Genomic DNA, 25,110 nt, shown 5'->3' with positions numbered 1-25,110 from the left:
CACAGTTACAGTGTTCCTCCTTAACTGACTGGCATTTGACCCTTGGGCCGCCTCTTTTATCACGGCGCCGTCAGTATGATCCTGGACTTGTGTAGCTCATTTCTGAAGCGCTAAAACCGCCCCTGATTCCCCTTACGTCTCCTGGGTTGCCTTCCTATAGTTGGCCGCCACAGTCACTTGGAGGTGTAATCCTTGCAGGGAGCCTACGCATTTATCAATGAGCGACCGCAGCCTTATCCACTGCTCAAGCTCAGCCTTTCTCTTAACCCCCATGCGCAAACAAAGTTCGACACCGTCAACCACCACATCCGCAGTGTCGTGGTACTGCCAGGGCAGTTGGTGATTATTCCTGATGCGCGCACGGCGTCTTGCAATGCTGAAGAAGCGCAACTGATGCGCTCAGCGCAGAACATAAAACAGGCGTTGCTGGCGCATTCTGCTGCTGATCAGTTTTTGATCAAAAACTACGATCAGCTACAGGCAATCATGTCCCACGCCTCGCTCACCATCGGAAGCGGCACCGGTGCATGGAGCAAGCACTTGGCGCAAATCGAAAAGACCCTTAAGGACATCGACGAGTTGCATAAGCAGTACTTGAAGAACGGGACTATGGGGGCGAGGAGTGAGTTTCTGGCTAATCGCAGGACGCTATTTGCGAGGCTGGATCTTCAGCTCTCTGGTATGGCGCGTTTTGGTACGGGGTTGAAAAATGAGGGCTCTATTAAAAAATGCTGGGTATTTCCAGTAAGAGCTATTGGCATCACGGAGAAATTCGTGGGTATGAGGAGACGGTCAAGCGCGTAGCCAAGGCTTCAGAGATGTTGAAAAAAGGAACGTATATTGGGATCGCGCTGGATGTCGGAGTGACCGCGTTGGAAATAACGGAGGCATGTTCCACCGGACGCGAACAGGAATGTACGCGGGCGAAGTTTGTAGAGGGAGGAAAACTGGCGTTCGGGGTTGGTGGGGCAGCGTTCGGCGCAGAGGTTGGTGCTGCTGTCGGAATGGTCGCCTGTGCAGAGTAGTCTTTGGCACCCCTACCGCCGGAGCAGGAGCGCTAGGCTGTGCAGTTGTTGGCGGGATTATTGTAGGTGCAGCCGGAGGCTCGCTAGGAAACAAGTATGGAGAACAGGTTGGTACGAGTCTTTATGAGACTTCAGGGGGTAGCGAATGACGCTTGAGCCCCTTGGGATGATATCGGCCATTATTATGATGTTGAGTTACCCCATATGTATTTATGCCATCTATACAAAACTTGAAGAAGCCGAGGACTATTTAAAACTCAGCACATTTATAGTGACGGTCAAATACAGATTTGGGTTCGGTCTGTTTGGAGGGAAACTGAAACGTCTCTTCGTTATCGCGATCGTTATCCTCATCCCAAAGCTTTTTCAATGGCGCCACTTGGTGCTTACCGAGGACGTAAGGCGTATGCCGAAAAGGCTCAAACTATGGATGGTCCTGCCCTTCCTGCTCACTATGTCTTCCTTCGCCGGAATGGCCTTGTCATGGTTTCTGACTGAGTAATGGTCATAGCAAGTAAAAAAGAGGGGGAGCCGGTTAACCGGCTCCCCCTCTTTTTTATACTTCGAATTACAGGCTTTCGAGAATGTCCGCCATATCGTCCGCGTGTTCTTCTTCCTGGGCCAGGATTTCTTCGAAGATGCGGCGGGTGGTCGGGTCTTTGTCGCCGATGTACTGGATGATCTCGCGGTAGCTGTCCACCGCGATCCGCTCGGCCACCAGGTCTTCGTAGACCATTTCTTTAAGCGTGTTGCCGGCTACATATTGAGCATGGGAGTTCTTCGACAGCAGGTCGGGGTTGAACTCCGGCTCGCCGCCCAATTGCACGATGCGCTCGGCAAGTTTGTCGGCGTGCTCGGCTTCCTGGGTGGCGTGCTCGAGGAATTCCTGCGCGGCGACGGCGGCTTTGACGCCGCTGGCCATGAAGTAGTGGCGCTTGTAGCGCAGCACGCACACCAGTTCAGTGGCCAGTGAGGCGTTGAGCAGGCGAATGATTTCTTCGCGGTCGGCGTCATAGCCCTGGGTTACGGCACCGTTTTCGACGTTCTGGCGGGCGCGGCTGCGCAGGGTCGCAACGTCGGTCAAGTTTGCTTCAGTCATCTCAATCTCCTGGGGCTAATCCGGGTTACGTCACGCTCTGTCGGTGTGATCGCTCCAAGTTGTGAGTACCGGGCCGGGCAAAAAGTTTTATCGGATTTGCCCGCGACGTCATGAGGCAGACTTGCGGCTGGGCTAGTCTGCAAGGCATCACGCGGTTTTCGAGGATGTTCGCTTCATGCCGAAGTCGTTGGCTACACGTTATCCACTGGTGCTGGTGCCCGGCATGCTGGCGTTCGTGCGTATTGGGTTCTTCCCTTACTGGTACGGCATCGTCCCGGCTCTGCAGGCGGGCGGGGCGGTGGTATTCCCGGTGCAGGTGGCGCCGCTGGATTCCAGCGAGGTGCGCGGCGAGCAGTTGCTGCTGCAGATCGAGCGAATCCGTCGCGAAACCGGGGCCGACAAGGTCAACCTGATCGGCCACAGCCAGGGTGCGCTCACCGCACGCTACGCGGCGGCCACACGGCCGGAATGGGTGGCGTCGGTCACGTCGGTGGCCGGGCCCAATCACGGCTCGGAGCTGGCGGACCATTTCCACACGCATTACCCCACCGACAGCGTCAAAGGGCGGTTGGTCAGCGCAGTGTTTCACCTGGTTGCCTGGATGATGGGCCTGCTGGAAACCGGCTATCGCGGCCCGCGCTTCAAGGCGGACCTGCGGGCCTCGCACCAGTCCCTGACCAGCGCCGGCGTGGCGCTGTTCAATCGCCACTATCCTCAGGGTTTACCCGACAGCTGGGGCGGGCAGGGCGCCGAGGAGGTCAATGGCGTGCGCTACTACTCGTGGTCCGGCACCTTGCAGCCGGGCAAGACTGACCGTGGGCGCAACCTGCTGGATGGTACCCACCGCAGTTGCCGGCTGTTCGCCCGCAGCTTCCTACGCGAGAAGGGCCAATGCGACGGCATGGTCGGGCGCTACAGTTCACACCTGGGTGTGGTGATCGGCGACGACTTTGCGCTGGATCACTTCGACATCGTCAATCAGTCTCTGGGCCTGGTGGGCAAGGGCGCCGAGCCGATCCGCCTGTTTGTCGAACACGCACGACGCTTGAAGGACGCCGGGGTTTAAGCGGGTCGACGCACCGGTGTGGTCCAGCGCTCCGACAGAATCACCCCGCCCAGGGTCAGCAACCCGCCCACCAGGTGATACAGCGCCAGTTCCTCCTTGAGCACCACCGCCGCGATCAGCGCGGTGATCAACGGCAGCAGGTTGAAAAACAGCGTGGTGCGACTCGGTCCGAGAGTTTTCACCGAATGCATCCAGGCCAGTGGCGCAAGCATGGACGCCAGCAGGCACGCGTACAGCACCAGCGGAATATTTGCCCAGCCCAGGCCGGCCTTCGCCGACAACAAGTACAGCGGGAACAGCACCACCACTGCCACCAGGATCTGCAGGTACAGCAGCACCAGCGGCGGCAGGCGCAGTTGCCATTTTTTCAGCAGGGTGCTGTAGACCGCGTAGGCCAGGGTGGCCACCAGCATCATCGCGTCACCCAGGTTGACCCCGTGTTGCAGCAGCGCGCCGAGGCTGCCGGCCGACACCACCACCGCCACCCCGGCAAACGACAGTATCGCCCCCGTGAGCGCGCCAAAGGTCAGGCGCTGGCCGAGGCTGATAATGGCGGCGGTCAACGCCATCAACGGCATCAGCGACAGAATGATGCCCATGTTGGTGGCACTGGTCAGGGAGGCTGCGTAGTACGCCAGGCTCTGGTACACCGCCATGCCCAGCACGCCGAGGATGCAGACCTTGCCTAGGTTGGGCCGGATGGTCGCCCAATGAGCGAGCACCGGCTTGAGCATGAACGGGGTAAACAGCAGGGCCGCGAGCAGCCAGCGGTAGAAGCCGATTTCGGCAGGGAAGATCGAACCCACGGCCAATTTGTTGACCACGGTATTGCCGGCCCAAATGAAGATGGCCAGCAGGGGATAAGGGTATTGCATGACAGCGCCGCATGGATGAATGAGCGGGGATTATCCTCTCTCTGCGCAGGAAGGTGTAACAGGGTTTGACTACACTCTCGAAAGACCGCGCCCCCCGGCCCGGTAACAGGGAGAAAACTCCATGAAGATGCTGCGTATACCGTTGTTGATGATGGGCCTGCTGTTGTGCTCCCAGGGCTTTGCCGCCACCGCCCAGCAAACCAAGATGACCACCTGTAACGCCGAAGCCACCACCAAGACGCTCAAGGGCGACGAGCGCAAGGCGTTCATGAAAACCTGCCTGTCGGCTCCGGCCGCCAATGATGCGAAGACGCTGACGCCGCAGCAGCAAAAAATGAAGGATTGCAACGCGTCGGCGAAAACCAAGGCGCTGACCGGGGACGCGCGCAAGACCTTCATGAGCAGCTGCCTCAAAGGCTGACCGCGCAGGCGATCAGGTGTGGGAGGTGGCGAGCCTCCTCCCAGCACATTCACAACCTACCCACTCGCTTGATTCCCTCAAGGCTGGCAGACTGCCCATCCTTTAACGCCGTTCGTTTTGAGGCTGTATGCCAACGTTTTCTCAGCGTCATATGTTGTTGCTGGCCAGCTACATCATTATTTTTGGCGGATTGCTGCTGGTATTGCCGCTCAAATTGCTACCCAGCCTGCTGGCCGGCCTGTTGGTTTACGAGCTGGTCAACATGCTCACCCCTCAACTGCAACGGCTGATCGAAGGCCGACGCGCGCGCTGGCTGGCGGTAGCCTTGCTGGGCACTGTAATCGTCAGCGTCCTGGCCCTGATCTTTGCCGGTGCTATCAGCTTCCTGCTCCACGAGGCGGAAAATCCTGGCGCCTCCCTCGACAAGTTCATGGGCGTGGTCGACCGCGCGCGCGGCCAATTGCCGCCGTTTCTCGACGCCTACCTGCCCGCCAGCGCCGCCGAGTTCCGTGTGGCCATCGGCGACTGGCTGAGCAAGCACCTGAGCGAACTGCAACTGGTGGGCAAAGACGCGGCGCATATGTTCGTGACGCTGCTGATCGGCATGGTGCTCGGCGCGATCATCGCGCTGCAGCGCATCCCTGACCTGACCAAGCGCAAGCCCCTGGCCGCGGCGCTGTTCGACCGCCTGCACCTGCTGGTCCAGGCGTTTCGCAACATCGTCTTCGCACAAATCAAGATCGCCGCGCTCAACACCGCCTTCACCGCCGTGTTCCTGGCCGTGGTGCTGCCGTTGTGTGGCATCCACCTGCCGCTGACCAAAACCCTCATCGTGCTGACCTTCCTGCTCGGCCTGCTGCCGGTGATCGGCAACCTGATGTCCAACACCTTGATCACCATCGTCGCGCTGTCGCTGTCGATCTGGGTGGCCGTGGCGGCGCTGGGCTATCTGATCGTGATTCACAAGGTCGAGTACTTCCTCAACGCCCGCATCGTGGGTGGGCAGATCAGTGCCAAGTCGTGGGAATTACTGCTGGCGATGCTGGTGTTTGAAGCGGCATTCGGTTTGCCGGGGGTGGTGGCGGGGCCGATTTACTATGCGTATTTGAAGAGTGAGTTGAAGCTGGGAGGGATGGTTTAGGCTTTGTGTTGTCTGGGCTGACGCCATCGAGGGCAAGCCCCCTCCCACCTTTGAATGCGTTCACAAATCAAAATGTGGGAGGGGGCTTGCCCCCGATGAACTCACCACGGTATTTCAGGTGAAACTCAGCAACCGTAGCGCTTACTCGCCTCAATCGCCAACCCGCTGCCGATACTGCCGAAGATATTCCCTTCCACATGCCGCGCATTCGGCAGCATCGCCGAGATGCTGTGGCGCAGCGCCGGGATGCCGCTGGAGCCGCCGGTGAAGAACACGGTGTCTACCTGCGCCACGCTGACCGAGGCATCGTTGAGCAGTTGAGTCACGCTGCCACGTACGCGTTCGAGCAGGCCGTCGATGGCTGACTCGAACAAGGTGCGGCTCAGGTCCACGCTCAAGCCGCGCTCGATGCGGTCGAGCGGCACATGGCGATTGTCGTCGTGGGTCAGCTGGATCTTGGTTTCTTCCACTTCCATCGCCAACCAGTGCCCGGCGCGCTGTTCGATCAGCTTGAACAGGCGGTCGATGCCACCGGTGTCTTCGATGTCGTAGCGCATGCTGCCCAGGGCCAGCTGGGATTTCTGCGAGTACACCGAGTTGATGGTGTGCCAGGTCGCCAGGTTCATGTGGTGGCTGGTGGGCATGTAGGCGCCGCTCTTCATGCGGCTGCCGTAGCCGAACAGCGGCATCATGCCGGCCAGCGACAGTTGCTTGTCGAAGTCGGTACCGCCGATGTGTACGCCGCCGGTGGCGAGAATGTCATCGTGGCGGTTGTCGTTGTGCCGACGGTCCGGCGACAGGCGCACCAGCGAGAAGTCCGAAGTACCGCCGCCGATGTCGACGATCAGCACCAGCTCTTCCTTTTCGATGGTGGACTCGTAGTCGAAGGCCGCGGCAATCGGTTCGTACTGGAACGAGATGTCCTTGAAGCCGATCTTGCGCGCTACGTCGACCAGGGTATTTTCCGCTTCCTGGTCGGCCATCGGGTCGTCATCGACAAAGAACACCGGACGGCCCAGCACCACTTCTTCGAACTCGCGGCCGGCGTTGGCTTCGGCGCGGCTCTTGAGTTGGCCGATAAACAGCGCCAGCAGATCGGTGAAAGGCATTGCCGTGCCCAACACGCTGGTGTCGTGCTTGATCAGCTTGGAGCCCAGCAGGCTCTTGAGCGAGCGCATCAAGCGGCCTTCGTAGTTTTCCAGGTACTCGTGCAGCGCCAGGCGACCGTACACCGGGCGGCGCTCCTCGAAGTTGAAGAACACCACCGACGGCAGCGTGATTTTGTCGTCCTCCAGCGCAATAAGTGTCTGCGCGCCCGGGCGGATCCAGCCGACGGTGGAGTTGGACGTGCCAAAGTCGATGCCGCAGGCACGGGCCGGGGATGGGTTTTTCATGTCTATCGGGTTCCGGTCGGAAAACGGCCGCGCAGTGTATGCCAGTCGCGGACGGATGCGTAGGCCGACCATCCGTTAAATCATGCTTGAAAGTCACCGATTTGCCCCCACATCTGGTGCATACGGCTAGCGCCGATAACACTTTGACGCACCCCCAGGCCACAAGACTCAACAAGTGCAGAGCAGCGCACCTTGTGCCCCAGGCTGTGCGATCTCGATTAAAGGATGGTGAACCGCCGATGGATTTCAAAGACTACTACAAGATTCTGGGTGTCGAGCCGACGGCCGATGACAAGGAAATCAAGACCGCCTATCGCAAGCTGGCTCGCAAGTACCACCCCGATGTGAGCAAGGAAAAAGACGCCGAAGCCAAGTTCAAGGACGCGTCCGAAGCCTATGAAGCGCTCAAAAGCGCGGACAAGCGCGCCGAGTACGACGAGCTGCGCAAGTACGGCCAGCATGGTCAGCCGTTCCAGGGGCCGCCGGGCTGGCAGAGCCGCGGCGGCTTTGGCGGTGGCCAGGACGCGGGCGACTTTTCGGACTTTTTCAGTTCGATCTTCGGCGCGCGCGGCGACGCCTTTGGTGGCGGCCAGCGCCGTTCCGCCGGGCGCAAGGGCCAGGATGTGGAGATGCAACTCTCGGTGTTCCTTGAGGAGACGCTGTCCACCGAGTCCAAGCAGATCAGCTTCCAGGTGCCGCAATACGACGCCTCGGGCCGGCATGTCAGCAACACCACCAAGAGCCTGAACGTGAAGATCCCCGCCGGTGTAACCGACGGCGAGCGTATCCGCCTCAAGGGGCAGGGCGCGCCGGGCATCGGCGGTGGGCCCAATGGCGACCTGTACCTGATCGTCAAGTTTGCGCCGCACCCCAAATTCGAAGTGGATGGCGAAAACCTGATCATCAACCTGCCGCTGGCGCCGTGGGAGCTGGCGTTGGGCACCGAAGTCGCGGTGCCGACCTTGACCGGCAAGATCAACCTCAAGGTGCCGGCGGGCAGCCAGAACGGTCAGCGCATGCGCGCCAAGGGCCACGGCTTGCTGAACAAGGCCGGGCAACGCGGGTTCCTGTATGTGCAGCTCAAGGCCGTGATGCCCAAGCAGGCCGACGACGAAACCATCGCGCTGTGGCAGGAACTGGCCAGGAAAGCCAACTTCAACCCGCGCGAAAACTTCTAAGCCCGCCCCGACGCGAGGCCGTTACAGCGAGCGCGGCAGCACCACCGTGAAGGTGGTGCCGTCCGCCTCGCTGGACGTTACTTCGATGCTGCCCCGATGGGCCAGCACCACTTCCTTGACGATAAACAACCCCAACCCGAGGCTGGTGGAGGTGCTTCCCGGTTCCTCGTGGACGCTGCGCACCAGTGGGTCGAATACCGTGCCCAAGGCCGCTTCCGGAATCGGCGCGCCATAGTTGTGCATGCGCAGCTCCACGCCGTCGGCCAGGCCCTTGAGGGTCAGGGTTACCGCCTGGCTGTTGGCGCCATGCTGCAAGGCGTTGCCGATCAGGTTCTGCAGGAGCTGGTCGATGCGTCCACGGTCCCATTGGCCGTGGGTGTCCCCATGGATGATCAGGGCCGGGTTGCATTCCGGGCGACCTGCGCACGCCTCGGCAATGGCCTCGCGCGCCGCGTCCGCCAGGTTCATGGGTTTGGGCTCGATGGGCAGGCTGCTGCCCAGACGGCTGCGCACGAACTCCAGCAAGTCGCTGACCATCGCGCCCATGTGACGCGCGCCGTTGCGGATATTGCCCAACAGGCTCACCCCCTGGCTGTCCAACTGTGCCTTGCGCAGCAGCATCTCGGTCGACATGTTCACTGCCTGCAGCGGCGCGCGCAGGTCGTGGCCAAGAATCGCCAGAAAGATGTCCCGCGAGCGCGCCACCTGTTCGGCGTAAGCGGCGGTGGATTCGGCCAGGGCTTCGTCGATGGCTTCATTGAAGCGGATCATGTCCTGCAGGTCTGCTCGTTGCGGGGTGTGCACGCTGTCGACCCACAGGCGGATCACGCACGCGCGCAAATGCCGGAACTCGGAAGTCATCTGCACCAGGTCAAAGCCCACGGTGTGGCGCAGTTCGCCATGGCTGGCGGCGGCCTGGTCCAGGCTGGGGGTGTTCTCCGGGCCTGCGCCCTTGGCCTTGGCGGCTTGTTCGCTGGCGCTTTGGCGGGTGTTCATGTCACGGGCGGCGGCCAGCAGGATCGAATGGGCGTGGTCGCGCAATTGTGTGCGGTTGAGGGTGTCGGCGGCGGGGGTCAGGGTCTGGGCGAAAAGCTCCCATTCATCAACGATCTGCTCGGCGTGTAACACGATGAATTCGGATAAACGCATGGCCAGGTTTCCAGAACGGTGAAAGCGCGTGGCGCATCGTAGCGCCATACGCGTGCTTCATTCACTGGCCCTGCAGGTGAATGCCGATGAACGGTCAGAACAGAAAATAACGCTGGGCCATCGGCAGCACGTCCGCCGGTTCGCACCAGAGCAGTTGCCCGTCCGCCTTGACCTGGTAAGTCTGCGGATCCACTTCGATGGCCGGCAGGTAATCGTTGTGGATCAGGTCGGTTTTCTGCACATCACGGCAGCCCTTGACCACGCCGATGCGTTTCTTCAAACCCAGCGCTTCGGGCAGACCCTCGTCCAGCGCCGCCTGGCTGATAAACGTCAGGCTGGTGGCGTGCAACGAACCGCCGAAGCTGGCGAACATCGGGCGGTAATGCACCGGCTGCGGCGTGGGGATCGAAGCGTTGGCGTCGCCCATCAGGCTGGAGGCAATGGCGCCGCCCTTGAGGATCAGCGTCGGCTTGATACCAAAGAATGCCGGGCGCCACAGCACCAGGTCGGCCCATTTGCCGACCTCGATGGAGCCCACCTCATGGCTGATGCCGTGGGTGATCGCCGGGTTGATGGTGTACTTGGCGATATAGCGTTTGGCGCGGAAATTGTCGTTACCCACGCCGTCGCCGGGCAGGGCGCCGCGCTGTTTCTTCATCTTGTCGGCGGTCTGCCAGGTGCGTGTGATGACTTCGCCGACACGCCCCATGGCCTGGCTGTCGGAGCTGATCATCGAGAACGCGCCGAGGTCGTGCAGGATGTCTTCGGCGGCGATGGTTTCGCGGCGGATGCGGCTTTCGGCGAAAGCCACATCTTCGGCGATGCTGGGGTCCAGGTGATGGCAGACCATCAACATGTCCAGGTGTTCGTCGATGGTGTTGCGCGTGAACGGCCGCGTCGGGTTGGTGGAGCTGGGCAGCACGTTAGGGAAACCGCAGGCCTTGATAATGTCCGGCGCGTGGCCGCCGCCGGCGCCTTCGGTGTGGTAGGTGTGGATGGTGCGGCCCTTGAGCGCGGCGAGGGTGGTTTCGACAAAGCCGGACTCGTTGAGGGTGTCGCTGTGGATCGCTACCTGCACGTCGTAGTCGTCCGCCACGCTCAGGCAGTTGTCGATGCTCGCCGGGGTGGTGCCCCAGTCTTCATGCAGCTTCAAACCGATGGCGCCGGCCTTGACCTGTTCGATCAGCGGCCCCGGCAGGCTGGCGTTGCCTTTGCCGGTAAAGCCGATGTTCATCGGGAACGAATCGCTGGCCTGCAGCATGCGCGCCAGGTGCCACGGGCCTGAGGTGCAGGTGGTGGCGTTGGTGCCGGTGGCCGGCCCGGTACCGCCGCCGATCATGGTGGTGACGCCGCTGGTCAGGGCCTCTTCGATCTGTTGCGGGCAGATGAAATGCACATGGGAGTCGATACCGCCGGCGGTGAGGATCATGCCTTCGCCGGCGATCACCTCGGTGCTGGCGCCGATGGCCATGGTCACGCCGGGTTGAATGTCCGGGTTGCCGGCCTTGCCGATCGCATGAATGCGCCCGTTCTTGAGGCCCACATCGGCTTTGACGATGCCCCAGTGGTCGATGATCAGCGCGTTGGTGATCAGCGTGTCGACCACCTCGGCGGCGAGCAACTGGCTCTGGCCCTGGCCGTCGCGGATCACCTTGCCGCCGCCGAATTTCACTTCTTCGCCATAAACAGTGAAGTCCTGCTCGACTTCGACGAACAGCTCGGTGTCGGCCAGGCGGACCTTATCGCCGACGGTGGGGCCGTACATGTCGGCGTAGGCTTGTCTGGAAATCTTCATGTGTGTGTCCTCGATCGTTCCCACGCTTTGCGTGGGAATGCATCCTGTGACGCTCTGCGTCACGATGGTAAGAGCGGACGCGGAGCGTCCATGGCGGCATCCCACGCGGAGCGTGGGAGCGATCAGTCGAGGTCGCCCATGATCCGCCCGGCAAACCCGAATACCCGCCGCCCGCCGGCCAGATCCACCAGCTCGACCTCACGGCTCTGCCCCGGCTCGAACCGCACCGCCGTGCCCGCCGGAATATTCAGGCGCATGCCACGGCTGGCGGCACGATCAAACGTCAGCGCGTCGTTGGTCTCGAAAAAATGGTAGTGCGAACCCACCTGGATCGGCCGGTCGCCGCTGTTGGCCACGCTCAGGGTGAGGGTGCGGCGGCCGACGTTGAGTTCGATCTCGCCGGGCTGGATCTGAAATTCACCAGGAATCATGCAGGTTGCCCCAGGGTCTTGAAGTAGATGGCGGTCGGGCTGTAGCGCCCGTCCGGGCTTTGGCAGTAATCGGGCAGTTCACCGATCTTGGTGTAGCGCAGCGCCTGGTAGAAGGCTTCGGCACCGGAGCCGGCTTCAGTGTCCAGGTACAGCAGCCCGCGTTTGTGCTGGCGCGCGGCGAGTTCCAGGGCGTGCATCAGTTGCTGGCCCAGGCCGTGGCGGCGCGCGCTGCTGTGCACCAGCAACTTCTGCACTTCGGCGCGGTTGAGACCGTTGGCTTTCTGGCACAACGCCAACTGCACACTGGCGATCACCTGCTCTTCGCGCACCACCACCCAGAGCAGCAGGCTGCCCTCCTGGATACTCGCCTGCACGCCGTTCAGGTAGGCGCGCGCCTGGGCATCGTCGAAATCGGCCATGAAGCCCACCGACGCGCCATGCCTGACGGCGTCCAGCAGCAGGTCACTCAAGCCCTGGCGGTAATGGGCGAAACTCTCCGCGTTGACTCGACGCAGTTGCGCAGCATTCATCGGTCTCACTCCTTGGGCGGTTCGGCGCCGGGGTTCAGGGCCAGTTGCATAAAGGTCAGGTCCAGCCAGCGGCCGAACTTGATGCCCACCTGCGGCATTTGCCCGGTGGTGACGAAACCCAGGCGCTCATGCAGGCGGATCGAGGACTGGTTGCCGCTTTCGATGGCCGCGACCATCACGTACTTACCGGCACTGCGCGCCCGTTCGATCAGCGCTTGCATCAGGCGCGGGCCGAGGCCTTTGCCGCGCTGGTCATGACGCACGTACACCGAATGCTCGACGCTGTAGCGAAAACCCTCGAATGGCCGCCAATCGCCGAACGAGGCGTAGCCGGTGACTTCATCGTTTTCCACCGCCACCAGGATCGGATAACCCAGGGCCTGGCGCGCGTTGAACCACGCCAGGCGGTTGGCCAGGTCCACCGGCTGTTCATTCCAGATAGCCGTGGTGTTGCGCACCGCGTCGTTGTAGATATCGCGAATGGCGGGAAGGTCCTTTTCGGTTGCATCACGAATCATGGCTGGGCCTCAGGCTATCGGTTGGTGAACGGTGACCAACTTGGTGCCGTCCGGGAAGGTGGCTTCCACCTGGATATCCGGGATCATCTCCGGGATGCCTTCCATCACCTGTTCACGGCTGAGCAGGGTGGTGCCGTAGTGCATCAGGTCGGCCACCGTGCGCCCGTCGCGTGCGCCCTCCATCAAGGCGGCGGAGATGTAGGCAATGGTTTCCGGGTAATTGAGCTTCACACCGCGCGCCAGGCGCCGTTCGGCCACCAGGCCGGCGGTGAAGATCAGCAGTTTGTCTTTTTCCCGTGGGGTCAGGTCCATGGTTCAGTCCGTCGTGAAATACATTCGTAAATACAATGGAGATTAAGTGTGAGAGGGGGCTTGCCCTCTCCCACATTTTTGATCTTCATGTGCTCCAGATTCTCGGTGATACCGCTTCTCGGCCCAATATGGCCGGGCGCAACAGTCGCCACACATCAATCAACCATCCCCGCGCCAGCAACGCCTCGCTGGCCAGGCAACGGGCCACCAGCAAGCCGGGCAATTGGGTCAGGTCGCCGCGCACTGCGTTGGGCAGAGAGCGGCATTGTTCAAGCAGCTCAGCGGTTATTTCGCCGGTAACAAGCAACGTGGCGAACACCGGTTGCCCATCCAGCCCGATCGGCGATTCCAGCAACCCATCGCCGCCGACGATGCGCTGGCGTTCGTGCCAGAGCAATTGCCCGTCGCGGCGGATATCCAGGTGCGATTGAAAGTGCCCAAGGTCGAAACGTTCACCACTGGCCGGGCGGCCCAGCGCAACCACGTCCCAATAGAACAGGCGGGCATCGCCGTGCAGGTCGATGCGCGTGGTGAGTTCGGCCTGGGCGGCGCTGAACACGATGGTTTCCTGGGGCAGCCACTCGAGGGTGGCGCCGGCTTCGACGGTCAGCGCGAGTTGCTGATACGCCGGGCCGCCGGCGCGGTACCACTTGGCCGCGCCGGGGCTGGTCAATTGCGCCCAGGCACCTGCGGCGACATGGGCCGTTATATCCAGGCGATCCCCGCCGGCAATCCCGCCGGGCGGGTGCACGATGATGTGCTGGCACACCTCGGGGCCTTCGGCATACAGGTGCTTTTGCACGCGCAGCGGGCCGAGGTGGCGGCGCATCACCGGGCGCGTGGTGTCGCCCACGCGCGCATAGCCGAGCTCCAGCGCGGCGTGCCAGCTGGGGGTGAACAGGGCAGGGGAAACGGGCAGGTTCATCTTTATGTGCTTATCGTTAGGACGCTACAGATTAGATCGTTACGAGACCGCGCACACCGTCGCTTTCCATATTTTCTCCACGGCCTTGCTGCACGATTTCACCCCGGGACATCACCAGGTACTGGTCCGCCAGCTCGGCGGCAAAGTCGTAGAACTGCTCTACCAGCAGAATCGCCATATCACCACGCGCGGCAAGCTTCTTGATGACCGCGCCGATCTCCTTGATCACCGAGGGCTGGATGCCTTCGGTGGGCTCATCCAGGATCAGCAGGCGCGGTCGGCTGGCCAGGGCGCGGCCGATGGCCAACTGTTGCTGCTGGCCGCCGGACAAGTCGCCGCCGCGCCGATGCTTCATCTGCAGCAACACCGGGAACAGTTCATAGATAAACGCCGGTACTTCCTTGGCTTCGGCGCCGGGGAAGCGCGACAAACCCATCAGCAGGTTTTCCTCCACCGTCAGCCGCCCGAAAATCTCCCGGCCCTGGGGCACGTAGGCGATTCCGGCATGCACGCGCTGGTGCGGCTTGAAGCCGGTGATCGGCTTGCCTTCCCAATTCACCGCGCCTTCTTTGGCCGGCAGCAGGCCCATCAGGCACTTGAGCAGGGTGGTCTTGCCCACGCCGTTACGGCCGAGCAGGCAGGTCACTTCGCCGATCTTCACGTCAAACGAAAGCCCGCGCAGGATGTGGCTACCGCCGTAGTACTGGTGCAACTTGTCGACTTGCAGCATGTTCAATTCTCCCCATGATCGTTCCCATGCTCCGCGTGGGAATGCATCCCGTGACGCTCTGCGTCACCATTGCGCAGGGCTTGAGCCGTGCGTTGGCAGCGGGACGCGGAGCGTCCCTGGCGGCATTCCCACGCGGAGCGTGGGAACGATCAACGAACTCCGTTAGTTGGCGTCAAGCGGCAAGCTTCAAGCTTCAAGTAAGAGCGGGGGATGCCTGCTTTGCTTTAACTTGCCGCTTGAAGCTTTAGGCTCGAAGCTGGCCGATGTAGTACTGTTGCAGCTTGTCGACTTGCAGCATGTTCAATTCTCCCCATGATCGTTCCCATGCTCCGCGTGGGAATGCATCCCGTGACGCTCTGCGTCACCATTGCGCAGGGCTTGAGCCGTGCGTTGGCAGCGGGACGCGGAGCGTCCCTGGCGGCATTCCCACGCGGAGCGTGGGAACGATCAACGAACTCCGTTAGTTGGCGTCAAGCGGCAAGCTTCAAGCTGCAAGTAAGAGCGGGGCATGCCTGCTTTGCTTTAACTTGCCGCTTGAAGCTTTAGGCTCGAAGCTGGCCGATGTATCACCGTCCCAAATACACTTCAATAACCCGCTCATCGGCCTGCACCTGCTCCAGCGACCCTTCGGCCAGCACACTGCCCTGGTGCAACACGGTCACGTGGTCGGCAATCGAGCCGACAAAGCCCATGTCGTGTTCCACCACCATCAGCGAATGCTTGCCCGCCAGGCCCTTGAACAATTCGGCGGTGAATTCGGTTTCGGCGTCGGTCATGCCCGCCACCGGTTCGTCGAGCAATAACAATTGCGGGTCCTGCATCAGCAGCATGCCGATCTCCAGAAACTGCTTCTGGCCGTGGGACAGCAGCCCGGCCGGGCGCTGCACTGACGCGCTGAGGCGGATGGTCTCGAGCACTTCATCGATACGGTCTTTCTGCTCGCCGCTCAGGCGCGCTCGCAGGCTGGCCCATACCGACTTGTCGGTCTTCTGCGCCAGCTCCAGGTTTTCGAACACGCTGAGGGCTTCGAACACCGTGGGTTTCTGGAATTTGCGGCCGATGCCGGCCTGGGCGATCTGTACTTCGCTCAGGCTGGTCAGGTCCAGGGTTTCGCCGAACCAGGCGCTGCCGTGGCTGGGCCGGGTCTTGCCGGTGATCACGTCCATCAGCGTGGTCTTGCCCGCGCCGTTGGGGCCGATGATGCAGCGCAACTCGCCGACGCCGATGTACAGGTTGAGGTCGTTGAGCGCCTTGAAACCGTCGAAGCTGACGCTGATGTCTTCCAGGGTCAGGATGGTGCCATGGCGGGTGTTCAGGCCCTTGCCGGCGGCCTGGCCGATGCCGATCGCATCGCGGCCACTGCCCGCATCGAAAATAGGTTCAAGCATGACGTTCCTCATTTCTTCAGCAGCCCGATCACGCCCTTGGGCAGGTACAGGGTAACGATGATGAACAGCGCCCCGAGGAAGAACAGCCAGTACTCCGGGAAGGCCACGGTGAACCAGCTCTTCATGCCGTTGACCACGCCAGCGCCGAGCAGCGGGCCGATCAGCGTGCCGCGCCCGCCCAGGGCCACCCACACGGCGGCTTCGATGGAGTTGGTCGGCGACATTTCGCTGGGGTTGATGATGCCCACCTGCGGCACATACAAGGCGCCGGCCAAGCCGCACAACACCGCGCTCAGCACCCATACAAACAGCTTGAAACCACGCGGGTCGTAGCCGCAGAACATCAGGCGATTCTCGGCATCGCGCAGCGCGGTCAGCACACGGCCGAACTTGCTTTGCGCCAGGCGCCAACCGATGTACAGGCTCGCCACCAACAGCAACACCGTGGCGCTGAACAGCACGGCGCGGGTACCCGGTTCAGTGATGCCAAAGCCCAGGATGCTGCGAAAGTTGGTAAAGCCGTTATTGCCGCCAAACCCGGTCTCGTTGCGAAAGAACAACAGCATCCCGGCAAAGGTCAGGGCCTGGGTCATGATCGAGAAATACACGCCCTTGATTCGCGAGCGGAAGGCAAAGAAGCCGAACACCAGCGCCAGCAACCCCGGCGCCAGCACCACCAGGCACAGTGCCCAGAGGAAGTGATCGGTGCCGGCCCAATACCAGGGCAATTCGGTCCACGACAAAAAGGTCATGAACGCCGGCAGTTCGCTGCCGGCCGCCTGGCGCATCAGGTACATGCCCATCGCATAACCGCCCAGGGCAAAAAACAACCCGTGGCCGAGGGACAGCATTCCGGCGTAGCCCCATACCAAGTCCAGGGCCAGGGCGACAATCGCATAGCAGAGGATCTTGCCCACCAATGTCAGGGTGTAGGCCGAAACGTGCAGCGGGTTTTCCGGCGCGAGCAGGGAGCACAACGGTAAGGCCAGCAGCAGGATCAGGATGAGCGCGCCGACGGCAATCGTCACCTTGGGGCCGGCCTTTTGCGTGGCCGTGAGCATCAATGGCTGGTTCATCAGTCGATCACCCGTCCTTTCAGTGCGAAGAGTCCCTGCGGGCGTTTCTGGATAAACAGAATGATCAGCGCGAGGATCAGGATCTTGCCGAGCACGGCACCGATCTGCGGCTCAAGAATCTTGTTGGCGATGCCCAAACCGAAGGCCGCCGTGACGCTGCCGGCCAACTGGCCGACACCGCCGAGCACCACCACCAGGAACGAGTCGATGATGTAGCTCTGGCCCAGGTCCGGGCCGACGTTGCCGATCTGGCTCAGCGCCACGCCGCCCAGGCCGGCGATGCCGGAGCCGAGGCCGAATGCGAGCATGTCCACGCGCCCGGTGGGCACGCCGCAGCAGGCGGCCATGTTGCGGTTCTGGGTGACCGCGCGCACGTTGAGGCCCAGGCGCGTCCTGTTCAGCAGCAACCAGGTGAGCACGACCACAAACAGCGCGAAGGCAATGATCACGATGCGGTTGTACGGCAGCACCAGGTTGGGCAGTACCTGGATGCCGCCCGACAGCCATTGCGGGTTGGACACTTCAACGTTCTGCGCGCCGAACACCAGGCGCACCAGTTGGATCAGCATCAGGCTGATGCCCCAGGTAGCCAGCAGGGTTTCCAATGGGCGGCCGTACAGGTGACGGATCACCGTGCGCTCCAGCGCCATGCCGATGGCGGCGGTGACAAAAAACGCCACCGGCAGCGCGATCAGCGGGTAGAACTCGATGGCTGCGGGCACGTAGCGCTGCATCAGCAGTTGCACCCCATAGGTGGAGTAGGCGCCAAGCATCAGCATCTCGCCGTGGGCCATGTTGATCACGCCGAGCAGGCCGAAGGTGATCGCCAGCCCCAGGGCCGCCAGCAGCAGGATCGAGCCCAGGGACATGCCGCTGAAGGCCTGGCCGAGGATCTCGCCCAGCATCAGTTTGCGTTTGACCTGGGCCAGGCTGGTTTCGGCGGCGGTGTGCACGCCGGCATCGGTTTCGACGCCCGGCGCCAGCAGCGCTTCGAGGCGCGTGCGCGCCAGCGGGTCGCCGGTGCTGCCGAGCAGGCGCACGGCGGCCAGGCGCACTACCGGATCGGGGTCGACCAATTTCAGGTTGGCCAGGGCCAGGCTGAGGGCGGTGTGCACATCCTCGTTGGTCTCGGCGGCGACCTGCTGGTCGAGGAATTTGAGTTGCGCAGGTTGCGCGCTTTTTTGCAGGGTGCGTGCCGCAGCCAGGCGCACCTTGGGGTCGGCGGCGAGCAGTTGCTGGCTGGCTTGCACGTTGTCGATCAAGCCACGCAGGCGGTTGTTCAGGCGCACGGTTTTGGTTTCGCCATTGAGGGTGAGTTGGCCTTGTTGCAGAGCGTCCACCAACTCGATGCGCGCCGGGTCGGGCTGGGCAGCCCAGTCCTGCAACAGCTTGGCTTGCTGCGTCGGGTTGGCGGCCAGGAAGTCTTCGGCGTCGCCAGCGTTTGCCGCCAAAGGCAGCAACAGCAGGACTGTGACTATGAAACGGTGCAGGGCAGTGGGCATACAAAATGTCCTGATCTTGCGGGGACAGTGTGGGAGGGGGGCAAGCCCCCTCCCACATTTGGCCTGTGGTGGGGCTTAGTTGCTCTTCACCGCATAGTCCGGCTTCTTGTCATTGCCAGGAATGTACGGGCTCCACGGCTGCGCGCGGATCGGCTCCTGGGTCTGCCACACCACCGAGAACTGCCCGTCGGCCTGGATCTCGCCGATCATCACCGGCTTGTGCAGGTGGTGGTTGGTCTTGTCCATGGTCAGGGTAAAGCCCGACGGCGCGGCGAAGGTCTGGCCGGCCAGGGCTTCACGCACTTTGTCGACGTCGGTGGACTTGGCTTTCTCCGCCGCCTGCGCCCACATATGGATGCCCACGTAGGTGGCTTCCATCGGGTCGTTGGTCACGGCTTTGTCGGCGCCCGGCAGGTTGTGTTTCTTGGCGTAGGCTTTCCAGTCGGCGACGAATTTCTGGTTCACCGGGTTCTCCACCGACTGGAAGTAGTTCCAGGCGGCGAGGTTGCCCACCAGCGGTTTGGTGTCGATACCGCGCAGTTCTTCTTCGCCCACGGAGAACGCCACCACGGGTACCTCGGTGGCTTTCAGGCCCTGGTTGGCCAGCTCTTTGTAGAACGGCACGTTGGAGTCGCCGTTCACGGTAGAAATCACTGCGGTCTTGCCGCCGGCGGAGAATTTTTTGATGTTGGCGACGATGGTCTGGTAATCGGCGTGGCCGAACGGGGTGTAGACCTCTTCGATGTCCTTGTCCGCCACGCCTTTGGAATGCAGGAACGAACGCAGGATCTTGTTGGTGGTGCGCGGGTACACGTAGTCGGTGCCGAGCAGGAAGAAGCGCTTGGCGCCGCCGCCTTCTTCGCTCATCAGGTATTCCACCGCCGGAATGGCTTGCTGGTTCGGCGCGGCACCGGTGTAGAACACGTTCGGCGACATCTCTTCGCCTTCGTATTGCACCGGGTAGAACAGCAGGCCGTTAAGTTCTTCGAACACCGGCAACACGGATTTGCGCGACACCGAGGTCCAGCAGCCGAACACCACGGCGACTTTATCCTGGGTCAGCAACTGCCGGCCTTTTTCGGCGAACAGCGGCCAGTTCGACGCCGGGTCCACGACCACTGGCTCAAGCATCTTGCCGTTCACGCCGCCCTTGGCGTTGATCTCGTCGATGGTCATCAGCGCCATGTCCTTGAGGGACGTTTCAGAGATGGCCATGGTGCCGGACAGCGAGTGCAGGATGCCGACCTTGATGGTCTCGGCGGCCTGGACGGTCCAGGTCATGCCCATGGCGGCAATGGATGCCGACAGTGTGAAAGCCTTGATCAAGCTGCGACGCTTCATGGTGCGATCTCCGAGTACCCAAGTGTTGTTGTTGGACAGATACTCCGGTGATTGCAAGGGCTGTGCCCGCTTGGGCCAAGGCGTGAATACGGCGCTCTGCACCGCGTCCGCGGCCAGGCCCTGCACCGAATCGGCGCCTGAACCCGGCCGTGGTGCGGGGCCGGCACTGCACTGGTGCGTCGGCCCTTCCTACGTCATGCGCGCGCCGATCCCCGTTGCCCGAACCACCGCGACAGCACCAGGCGATCCAGCAGCCACACCGCAATCAACGAGGCGCCGACCAAGGGGAAGATAATCGCCAGCGCCAGCATGATGCCCATCGCGGTTTTCCACCTCGGCAGGTCATGACGCAGCGGCGGCACCCCGAGCCCGCCCTGGGGCCGGCGCTTCCACCAGATCACCACGCCACTGACGGCGCTGAGCAGAATCATCAGGCAGATCAGCAGCACGATCAGTTGGTTGACCCAGCCGAACATCTTGCCTTCGTGCAGCATCACTCCGGTCTCGGTGGCCCGTGCGACCAGGTTGTAATGCGCCCAGCGTACGTCGGCCAGGACCTTGCCGGTGTATTGGTCCACATGCAGGGTCGCGTCGTTGCGCGGGTCGTCGGCGAACACCGCAATGGTGAATACGCCCTCGGCGGTGGTGGGGAAGGTGATGCTGTAGCCGGGCTCGACTTGGCGCGCGGTGGCCAGGTCGACCACTTGTTGCAGGCTGATGGCCGGCGCTGCGGGGGCGGCGTGCATGGCGCCGTGGTTCATGTGTTCGGCGTGGTCGCCGGACATTGGCATCGGCGTGTTTTCCATGGCCCAGGGCACGGTCTGTTGCGTCGCGGTGTTGAGTACCCGTGCTTGCTGATCGGACTGCGGCACGCTGTTCCACATCGCTGCCGGGAAGCGGTTCCACAGGTCGGCGTATTGCTTGCCCCAGAAGCCGGTCCACGTCATGCCGCTGAGCAGCATCACCAGCAGGAATGCCGCGCCCCAAAAGCCGACCAACGCATGCAGGTCGCGCCAGAACAGCCGCCCGCGACTGCCGAGACGTGGCCACAGCACGCCGGCTGAAGACTTGCCGCGCGGCCACCACAGGTACAGGCCGGACACCACCAGCATCACGCCCCAACCGGCGGCGAGTTCTACCAAGCGATCGCCGGTGGTGCCGATCATCAATTCACCATGCAGCGCGCGGGCGATGGCTTGCAGATTGTATTGGGCGTCCTGCTCGCCGAGCACGGTGCCGCGATAGGGGTCGACAAACACCGTCACTTCGCGGCCATCGTTGTGCATCACAAACTGTGCGCTGCTGGTGGCGGTGGCCGGCGGTAGGTATTTGCTGATCTTGCCCTGGGGAAAGGCGGCTTGAGCGCGTTGCAGTTGCTCGTCGGCACTCAGCGCGTGCTCGGCGCTTTGCACCTTGAGCAGGTCGCCGTACATCAGCGGGTCGAGCTGGGGTTTGAACAGGTAGATGATGCCGGTCAGGGCCAGCAGCACCATGAAGGGGGCGACGAAGAGGCCCGCGTAGAAGTGCCAGCGCCAGGCCAGGTTGTAGAAGGAAACTTTTTGAGTGGTCATTGGGGGCTCCGCAAAGGCTTTGATTTTTTTGTGTCAGATACACCGCCATCGGGGGCAAGCCCCCTCCCACATTGGAATGCATTCCAAAATGTGGGAGGGGGCTTGCCCCCGATGCTTTTAGAAGCTCATGTCCACCTTGGTCCAAAGCGTGCGCCCCGGCTCCTTGATGGCCTGCGGATCGCTCGCCGGGTAGCCGAACCCGGCGTTGCCGGCCAGGTTCAGGTGCTCGGCGTAGGCTTTGCCGAACAGGTTGTCGACGCCAGTGCTGACCTTGAAGTTCTTGTTGATGCGATAAGCCGCGTTCAAAGAGAACACGCCGAAACCGCCGCTCCTGTCGTAGTCCTTGCCGACCACGTTGCCCTTGTTCGGGTCGATGCGGTTTTGCGCCGCCACCACCCGCCACAGGGCGCCGGCGCTCCAGTCGTCTTCGCTGTAGGTGAGGCCCAGGCGTGTATCCAACGGCGGCATTTGCGGCAGGGCCTTGCCGTCGCTGCTGTTTTTGCCCCAGGCGTAGGCCAGGGTCGCATCGGCTTTCCAGTGCTGGGTCAATTTGTAAGCCGCGCCCAGTTCACCGCCCATGATGCGCGCGTCCACATTGCGCGCCTGGGAGGTGGTGCCCATCATGCCGGGCTTGTAATCGAACAGGATGAAGTCGCGCACCTGGCCGACGTAGCCCGATGCCCAGGCTTCCAGGTTGTCAGCTTTGTACTGCGCGCCGACGTCGAGCTGGGTGGTTTTCTCCGGCTTTACGCCCTCGAATGCATTCACCGAACCGACCGCGCCGGTGTTGGGCGAAAACAGCTCCCAGTAATCCGGGAACCGCTGCGAGTGGCCGAGCCCGGCGTAGACAGTAGTGGGGCTGTCCTCCAGGTCGTGCTCGTAGCGCATAAAGCCCGAGGGCAATGTGTCGGCACGGGTGTCATCGGCGGTGGGGTTGGGCCGTTTGCTCATGCCCGACCCCGTGGTCTGGCGAAAATCCCTGGCCGAGGCGCGGTCCAGGCGCGCGCCGCTGACCAGGCGATCGCGGTCGGCGGCGTACCAGGTGAGTTCGCCGAACACCCCGTAGTTGTGAAAGTCGGCGTCCTTTTCGCGTGGCAGATCCTTGTAAGTGTCGATGCCCATGCTGCTGCGCTGGCGGTGTTCGTTGGTCTGCGCGTCCAGGCCGCCGATCAACTGCACATCGGCCCAGCGCCAGGTGGCCTTGATGCGGGCGCCGAGGGTGCGCCGGTCGACGTTGGAGGCCATAGGCCCGGCCATCATCCCGGTGCCCGACGGCGTGCGCAGGCTGTAGTTGTCCATCACGTGGTCGGCGTAGTTGTAGTAGACCTGGGCTTCGACCTTGTCCAGCACCTCGCCGATGTTCGATTTCTCGAAGCGCAGGCCCAGGCTTTCGCGCAGGAACTGCGAACCGTCCATGCCGCGCCCGGCGTAGCGCGCTTGCCCGTCGCCACGGCCGGCGGTGAGTTCCAGCAAAGTGTCGGCGTCGGGGGTGAAACCCACCGCAACGTCACCGTTCCACTTGTCATAGCGCGAGGCGACCGTGTCGTTATTGCCGTCCTTGTAGTCATCGGCGTGAGCCTGGTTGCCGATCACTCGCACGTAGCCCAACGGCCCGCCGGCGGCGGCATCGACGACCTTGTCGAAGCGCCCGTTGGAACCGGCCAGCACACTGGCGTTGAGCCGCGTGCCCAGTTCGCCGAAATGCTCCGGCTCACGGTCGAACAGGATCGTGCCGGCCGAAGCGCCCGGGCCCCAGAGTACGGTTTGCGGGCCTTTGATCACGGTGAGAGTGTCGTAGGTTTCCGGCGAGATGTAGGAGGTGGGCGCATCCATACGGCCGGGGCAGGCACCGAGCATCATGCTTCCGTTGGTGAGGATATTCAGGCGTGAGCCGAACATGCCGCGCAGCACCGGGTCGCCATTGGTGCCGCCATTGCGCACCAGGGCGAAGCCGGGAATGGTCTTGAGGTAGTCACCGCCGTCACTGGCGGGCACCGGTTGGCGTGGATCTTTTGGGTTGGTGACCACGGTCAGCGGCGAGCTGGGGGCGATCGCGGTGATTACGGTAGGGCTCAGTTCATGCTCGTCGGCATGGACATGGGGCGCCAGCAGTGCACCGCATAAGGCGGCGAGCAGGGGGGTACTTCCCAAACGGGAGTCAGCAGAAAACCTGGACATGACAAATTCCATCAATCAATCGTAAACAACACGGCCAGCAGCCTGCGGCTGTCTGTCTAAAGTCGGCCGGGGTGAAGTAACGCGGTTAAGTGCTTACGTTGCGATGGGTGGCGCACGGCTGCGGGCGCCGGGGAAGATGCTCTGCCGGGCATGGCCCAGGCGTGTGGCGGGGGTGAGGGCGTTGGCCGGCGGCGGGGTACCGAGGGCCACGAATGACACGCTGCCGGGCAGCGCCGGGCAACTGAACAGCAGGTCGCAATAGCCGCATTTGGCCCACAGCGCGTGATGCTCGTCGGGGGCTTTGGGGTGATGGGAGTCGCCGTGGTCAGCGGGCATCTCCATGGGCATTTCCATGGACATACCGGCGTGATGATCCATCGGCATCGCTTGGGAAATCAGCGGACCGATAAAGATCATCAGCATGGCGAACAGGCTGATCCAACTGCCGCGCATCATGCGGCGGTGTGGAGATAGCCTGGCGCGGGGGGCGCCCATCGAGCTTCAGCCTATTGCGGGTGCTGGTGCTCGTGACTGGCCATGGGCGGCATTTTCTGCACTGACACTTGCACCTCGACCTTGCCTGCCTTTTCGAAGGTCAGGGTCAGCGGGAACTGTTTGCCATCGGCCAACAGGCTGCGATCCTTGAGGCCAAGCAACATCACGTGGTAGGCCATCGGGGCGAAAGTCAGGTCGCCTTTAGCCGGTACGGCCACGGTGCGCACCTGTTGCATTTTCATCAGGGCGCCTTGCATGACGTGCTCATGCAGCTCGGCCTTTTCCGCCACTGGCGTCTCGGCGCTGAGCAGGCGGTCCGGCGATTCGGCGGTGTTATGCACCACGAAATACGCGGCGACGGTGGGCGCGTTGGGCGGCAACTCCTGGGACCAGGGATCGCTGACCAACAAGTCGCCGGCCTTGTAGTCTTCGGCATTGGCAGCACTGAACACCGGCAGCAGCAACGCGGCCAGAAGCAGGGAAGATTTAAGCATGGCAGTTCTCCAGAACGGTTCTAAACGCAGTTCACTTGCGAAGAAGATCAGACCGTTGGAGAGGCGCGGGGGTTGAGGCTCGGCCATTGCTGGCGCGGGGTTGGGTTTTGCAACTGGGGTGGTGGCAGGTGCTGTGATGCAGTGAATTGCGTGAGGTACAACTGCGGCGCGTGCCCCGGCAACGCCACCAACGAAGGTGAGCCCGAGCAACACCAGCAATGCTGCATGGTGGAGTGATCGTCCTGCTGCGGCGACGGAATCTCCAGCTTGCCCAGGGCGATGGTCTTCAGGCTGGCGCCATTGGACGAACAGAAACTGCCCCACAGCATTTGCTGTACGGGGTCCTTGGACTGTTGCATCGCTCCGGCCAGCGGCATGGCAAACGCATTGAACAGCACTGCAAGGCAGGCGATCCAGGCAATTGCAAAGCGTTGACGGGCCATGGCGGACAATCCGTAGGGTTAAACGATCAGGCG

26 protein-coding genes are annotated in these 25,110 nt (G+C 62.3%); 6 read left to right on the top strand and 20 right to left on the bottom strand.

All coding sequences use genetic code 11. The features are described from left to right. The first annotated feature begins 192 nt into the window (after window positions 1-192). Both OSC50_RS21905 and OSC50_RS21900 read left to right on the top strand, forming a co-directional pair. The gene (locus OSC50_RS21905; protein ID WP_266245677.1) at window positions 193-804 is read left to right on the top strand and encodes a hypothetical protein; all 612 of its coding nucleotides are present in this window, start codon (window positions 193-195) and stop codon (window positions 802-804) included. 366 nt (window positions 805-1,170) lie between these two features. Further along, on the top strand, window positions 1,171-1,527 hold the full coding sequence (locus OSC50_RS21900; RefSeq protein WP_266245679.1) for a hypothetical protein: 357 nt from the start codon (window positions 1,171-1,173) through the stop codon (window positions 1,525-1,527). A 66-nt stretch (window positions 1,528-1,593) separates the two neighbouring features. On the opposite strand, the gene OSC50_RS21895 is transcribed toward OSC50_RS21900, so the two are convergent. Next, window positions 1,594-2,124 (bottom strand): ferritin-like domain-containing protein, encoded by a 531-nt coding sequence (locus tag OSC50_RS21895; RefSeq protein WP_181080433.1) that lies wholly within the window; start codon window positions 2,122-2,124, stop codon window positions 1,594-1,596. A gap of 175 nt (window positions 2,125-2,299) precedes the next feature. On the opposite strand from OSC50_RS21895, the gene OSC50_RS21890 reads away from it, so the two are divergent. Further along, window positions 2,300-3,190 (top strand): esterase/lipase family protein, encoded by an 891-nt coding sequence (locus OSC50_RS21890; protein ID WP_266245681.1) that lies wholly within the window; start codon window positions 2,300-2,302, stop codon window positions 3,188-3,190. On the opposite strand, the gene OSC50_RS21885 is transcribed toward OSC50_RS21890, so the two are convergent. After that, on the bottom strand, window positions 3,187-4,065 hold the full coding sequence (locus OSC50_RS21885; RefSeq protein WP_266245683.1) for a DMT family transporter: 879 nt from the start codon (window positions 4,063-4,065) through the stop codon (window positions 3,187-3,189). The genes OSC50_RS21890 and OSC50_RS21885 overlap by 4 nt on opposite strands. A 121-nt stretch (window positions 4,066-4,186) precedes the next feature. Here OSC50_RS21885 and OSC50_RS21880 point away from each other — a divergent pair, with 121 nt between their 5' ends. After that, window positions 4,187-4,486, top strand: a complete 300-nt coding sequence (locus OSC50_RS21880; RefSeq protein WP_181080430.1) for a PsiF family protein — start codon at window positions 4,187-4,189, stop codon at window positions 4,484-4,486. A 127-nt stretch (window positions 4,487-4,613) separates the two neighbouring features. Further along, complete coding sequence (locus OSC50_RS21875; RefSeq protein WP_181080429.1) at window positions 4,614-5,627, top strand: AI-2E family transporter; 1,014 nt, start codon at window positions 4,614-4,616, stop codon at window positions 5,625-5,627. 125 nt (window positions 5,628-5,752) lie between these two features. Here the strand turns inward: OSC50_RS21875 and OSC50_RS21870 are convergent, their stop codons facing one another. Continuing rightward, a complete protein-coding gene (locus OSC50_RS21870) occupies window positions 5,753-7,021 on the bottom strand; it encodes an Hsp70 family protein (protein ID WP_253510214.1) in 1,269 nt (422 codons plus the stop codon). A 239-nt stretch (window positions 7,022-7,260) separates the two neighbouring features. On the opposite strand from OSC50_RS21870, the gene OSC50_RS21865 reads away from it, so the two are divergent. After that, on the top strand, window positions 7,261-8,199 hold the full coding sequence (locus OSC50_RS21865) for a DnaJ C-terminal domain-containing protein (RefSeq protein WP_181080426.1): 939 nt from the start codon (window positions 7,261-7,263) through the stop codon (window positions 8,197-8,199). Between the two features lie 21 nt (window positions 8,200-8,220). On the opposite strand, the gene OSC50_RS21860 is transcribed toward OSC50_RS21865, so the two are convergent. From OSC50_RS21860 to OSC50_RS21780, 17 genes are all read right to left on the bottom strand, one after another. Then, a complete protein-coding gene (locus OSC50_RS21860) occupies window positions 8,221-9,348 on the bottom strand; it encodes a sensor histidine kinase (RefSeq protein WP_181080425.1) in 1,128 nt (375 codons plus the stop codon). A 94-nt stretch (window positions 9,349-9,442) separates the two neighbouring features. After that, the gene (gene ureC / locus OSC50_RS21855; RefSeq protein WP_181080424.1) at window positions 9,443-11,143 is read right to left on the bottom strand and encodes an urease subunit alpha; all 1,701 of its coding nucleotides are present in this window, start codon (window positions 11,141-11,143) and stop codon (window positions 9,443-9,445) included. Between the two features lie 122 nt (window positions 11,144-11,265). After that, window positions 11,266-11,574: an urease subunit beta gene (locus tag OSC50_RS21850; protein WP_253510219.1), complete on the bottom strand. Its 309-nt coding sequence runs from the start codon at window positions 11,572-11,574 to the stop codon at window positions 11,266-11,268. Further along, window positions 11,571-12,104 carry a GNAT family N-acetyltransferase gene (locus OSC50_RS21845; protein WP_253510222.1) on the bottom strand — a complete coding sequence of 178 codons (534 nt, stop codon included), beginning with the start codon at window positions 12,102-12,104 and terminating at the stop codon, window positions 11,571-11,573. Before OSC50_RS21845 ends, OSC50_RS21850 begins: the two co-directional genes overlap by 4 nt. Window positions 12,105-12,109: 5 nt before the next feature. Further along, window positions 12,110-12,622, bottom strand: coding sequence for a GNAT family N-acetyltransferase (locus tag OSC50_RS21840; RefSeq protein ID WP_181080421.1), 513 nt, complete (start codon window positions 12,620-12,622; stop codon window positions 12,110-12,112). Between the two features lie 9 nt (window positions 12,623-12,631). Next, window positions 12,632-12,934 (bottom strand): urease subunit gamma, encoded by a 303-nt coding sequence (gene ureA, locus OSC50_RS21835; RefSeq protein WP_003171437.1) that lies wholly within the window; start codon window positions 12,932-12,934, stop codon window positions 12,632-12,634. 85 nt (window positions 12,935-13,019) lie between these two features. Continuing rightward, entirely contained in the window at window positions 13,020-13,859 is an 840-nt protein-coding gene (locus tag OSC50_RS21830) for an urease accessory protein UreD (protein WP_181080420.1), read from the bottom strand. Window positions 13,860-13,890: 31 nt separating this feature from the next. Further along, complete coding sequence (gene urtE / locus OSC50_RS21825) at window positions 13,891-14,589, bottom strand: urea ABC transporter ATP-binding subunit UrtE (protein WP_253510224.1); 699 nt, start codon at window positions 14,587-14,589, stop codon at window positions 13,891-13,893. A 566-nt stretch (window positions 14,590-15,155) separates the two neighbouring features. Next, on the bottom strand, window positions 15,156-15,989 hold the full coding sequence (gene urtD, locus OSC50_RS21820; RefSeq protein ID WP_253510226.1) for an urea ABC transporter ATP-binding protein UrtD: 834 nt from the start codon (window positions 15,987-15,989) through the stop codon (window positions 15,156-15,158). Then, window positions 15,986-17,053 carry an urea ABC transporter permease subunit UrtC gene (gene urtC, locus OSC50_RS21815; protein WP_253510228.1) on the bottom strand — a complete coding sequence of 356 codons (1,068 nt, stop codon included), beginning with the start codon at window positions 17,051-17,053 and terminating at the stop codon, window positions 15,986-15,988. Before urtC ends, urtD begins: the two co-directional genes overlap by 4 nt. After that, the gene (urtB, locus tag OSC50_RS21810; RefSeq protein ID WP_253510230.1) at window positions 17,053-18,555 is read right to left on the bottom strand and encodes an urea ABC transporter permease subunit UrtB; all 1,503 of its coding nucleotides are present in this window, start codon (window positions 18,553-18,555) and stop codon (window positions 17,053-17,055) included. Before urtB ends, urtC begins: the two co-directional genes overlap by 1 nt. A 75-nt stretch (window positions 18,556-18,630) precedes the next feature. After that, complete coding sequence (gene urtA, locus OSC50_RS21805) at window positions 18,631-19,896, bottom strand: urea ABC transporter substrate-binding protein (RefSeq protein WP_181080909.1); 1,266 nt, start codon at window positions 19,894-19,896, stop codon at window positions 18,631-18,633. A gap of 194 nt (window positions 19,897-20,090) precedes the next feature. Then, window positions 20,091-21,467, bottom strand: a complete 1,377-nt coding sequence (locus tag OSC50_RS21800) for a PepSY-associated TM helix domain-containing protein (RefSeq protein WP_253510232.1) — start codon at window positions 21,465-21,467, stop codon at window positions 20,091-20,093. Window positions 21,468-21,584: 117 nt separating this feature from the next. Beyond that, entirely contained in the window at window positions 21,585-23,645 is a 2,061-nt protein-coding gene (locus OSC50_RS21795) for a TonB-dependent copper receptor (RefSeq protein ID WP_253510234.1), read from the bottom strand. A 93-nt stretch (window positions 23,646-23,738) separates the two neighbouring features. Then, entirely contained in the window at window positions 23,739-24,140 is a 402-nt protein-coding gene (locus OSC50_RS21790) for a DUF2946 domain-containing protein (RefSeq protein ID WP_181080906.1), read from the bottom strand. Window positions 24,141-24,151: 11 nt separating this feature from the next. After that, window positions 24,152-24,634, bottom strand: coding sequence for a copper chaperone PCu(A)C (locus OSC50_RS21785; RefSeq protein ID WP_253510236.1), 483 nt, complete (start codon window positions 24,632-24,634; stop codon window positions 24,152-24,154). Window positions 24,635-24,681: 47 nt separating this feature from the next. Next, entirely contained in the window at window positions 24,682-25,077 is a 396-nt protein-coding gene (locus tag OSC50_RS21780; protein ID WP_253510238.1) for a DUF2946 domain-containing protein, read from the bottom strand. Window positions 25,078-25,110 lie beyond the last annotated feature (33 nt).

This window comes from Pseudomonas quebecensis, from assembly GCF_026410085.1.
Taxonomy (GTDB): domain Bacteria; phylum Pseudomonadota; class Gammaproteobacteria; order Pseudomonadales; family Pseudomonadaceae; genus Aquipseudomonas; species Aquipseudomonas quebecensis.
Note: the sequence above shows the minus strand (reverse complement) of the source record. Positions and strands in the feature narration are given on the sequence as shown.

Coding starts and splice junctions, on each gene's coding strand:
- OSC50_RS21900 (WP_266245679.1), top strand. CDS start 1,171: ATGACGCTTGAGCCCCTTGGGATGATATCGGCCATTATTATGATGTTG.
- OSC50_RS21895 (WP_181080433.1), bottom strand. CDS start 2,124: ATGACTGAAGCAAACTTGACCGACGTTGCGACCCTGCGCAGCCGCGCC.
- OSC50_RS21890 (WP_266245681.1), top strand. CDS start 2,300: ATGCCGAAGTCGTTGGCTACACGTTATCCACTGGTGCTGGTGCCCGGC.
- OSC50_RS21885 (WP_266245683.1), bottom strand. CDS start 4,065: ATGCAATACCCTTATCCCCTGCTGGCCATCTTCATTTGGGCCGGCAAT.
- OSC50_RS21880 (WP_181080430.1), top strand. CDS start 4,187: ATGAAGATGCTGCGTATACCGTTGTTGATGATGGGCCTGCTGTTGTGC.
- OSC50_RS21875 (WP_181080429.1), top strand. CDS start 4,614: ATGCCAACGTTTTCTCAGCGTCATATGTTGTTGCTGGCCAGCTACATC.
- OSC50_RS21870 (WP_253510214.1), bottom strand. CDS start 7,021: ATGAAAAACCCATCCCCGGCCCGTGCCTGCGGCATCGACTTTGGCACG.
- OSC50_RS21865 (WP_181080426.1), top strand. CDS start 7,261: ATGGATTTCAAAGACTACTACAAGATTCTGGGTGTCGAGCCGACGGCC.
- OSC50_RS21860 (WP_181080425.1), bottom strand. CDS start 9,348: ATGCGTTTATCCGAATTCATCGTGTTACACGCCGAGCAGATCGTTGAT.
- ureC (WP_181080424.1), bottom strand. CDS start 11,143: ATGAAGATTTCCAGACAAGCCTACGCCGACATGTACGGCCCCACCGTC.
- OSC50_RS21850 (WP_253510219.1), bottom strand. CDS start 11,574: ATGATTCCTGGTGAATTTCAGATCCAGCCCGGCGAGATCGAACTCAAC.
- OSC50_RS21845 (WP_253510222.1), bottom strand. CDS start 12,104: ATGAATGCTGCGCAACTGCGTCGAGTCAACGCGGAGAGTTTCGCCCAT.
- OSC50_RS21840 (WP_181080421.1), bottom strand. CDS start 12,622: ATGATTCGTGATGCAACCGAAAAGGACCTTCCCGCCATTCGCGATATC.
- ureA (WP_003171437.1), bottom strand. CDS start 12,934: ATGGACCTGACCCCACGGGAAAAAGACAAACTGCTGATCTTCACCGCC.
- OSC50_RS21830 (WP_181080420.1), bottom strand. CDS start 13,859: ATGAACCTGCCCGTTTCCCCTGCCCTGTTCACCCCCAGCTGGCACGCC.
- urtE (WP_253510224.1), bottom strand. CDS start 14,589: ATGCTGCAAGTCGACAAGTTGCACCAGTACTACGGCGGTAGCCACATC.
- urtD (WP_253510226.1), bottom strand. CDS start 15,989: ATGAGGAACGTCATGCTTGAACCTATTTTCGATGCGGGCAGTGGCCGC.
- urtC (WP_253510228.1), bottom strand. CDS start 17,053: ATGAACCAGCCATTGATGCTCACGGCCACGCAAAAGGCCGGCCCCAAG.
- urtB (WP_253510230.1), bottom strand. CDS start 18,555: ATGCCCACTGCCCTGCACCGTTTCATAGTCACAGTCCTGCTGTTGCTG.
- urtA (WP_181080909.1), bottom strand. CDS start 19,896: ATGAAGCGTCGCAGCTTGATCAAGGCTTTCACACTGTCGGCATCCATT.
- OSC50_RS21800 (WP_253510232.1), bottom strand. CDS start 21,467: ATGACCACTCAAAAAGTTTCCTTCTACAACCTGGCCTGGCGCTGGCAC.
- OSC50_RS21795 (WP_253510234.1), bottom strand. CDS start 23,645: ATGTCCAGGTTTTCTGCTGACTCCCGTTTGGGAAGTACCCCCCTGCTC.
- OSC50_RS21790 (WP_181080906.1), bottom strand. CDS start 24,140: ATGGGCGCCCCCCGCGCCAGGCTATCTCCACACCGCCGCATGATGCGC.
- OSC50_RS21785 (WP_253510236.1), bottom strand. CDS start 24,634: ATGCTTAAATCTTCCCTGCTTCTGGCCGCGTTGCTGCTGCCGGTGTTC.
- OSC50_RS21780 (WP_253510238.1), bottom strand. CDS start 25,077: ATGGCCCGTCAACGCTTTGCAATTGCCTGGATCGCCTGCCTTGCAGTG.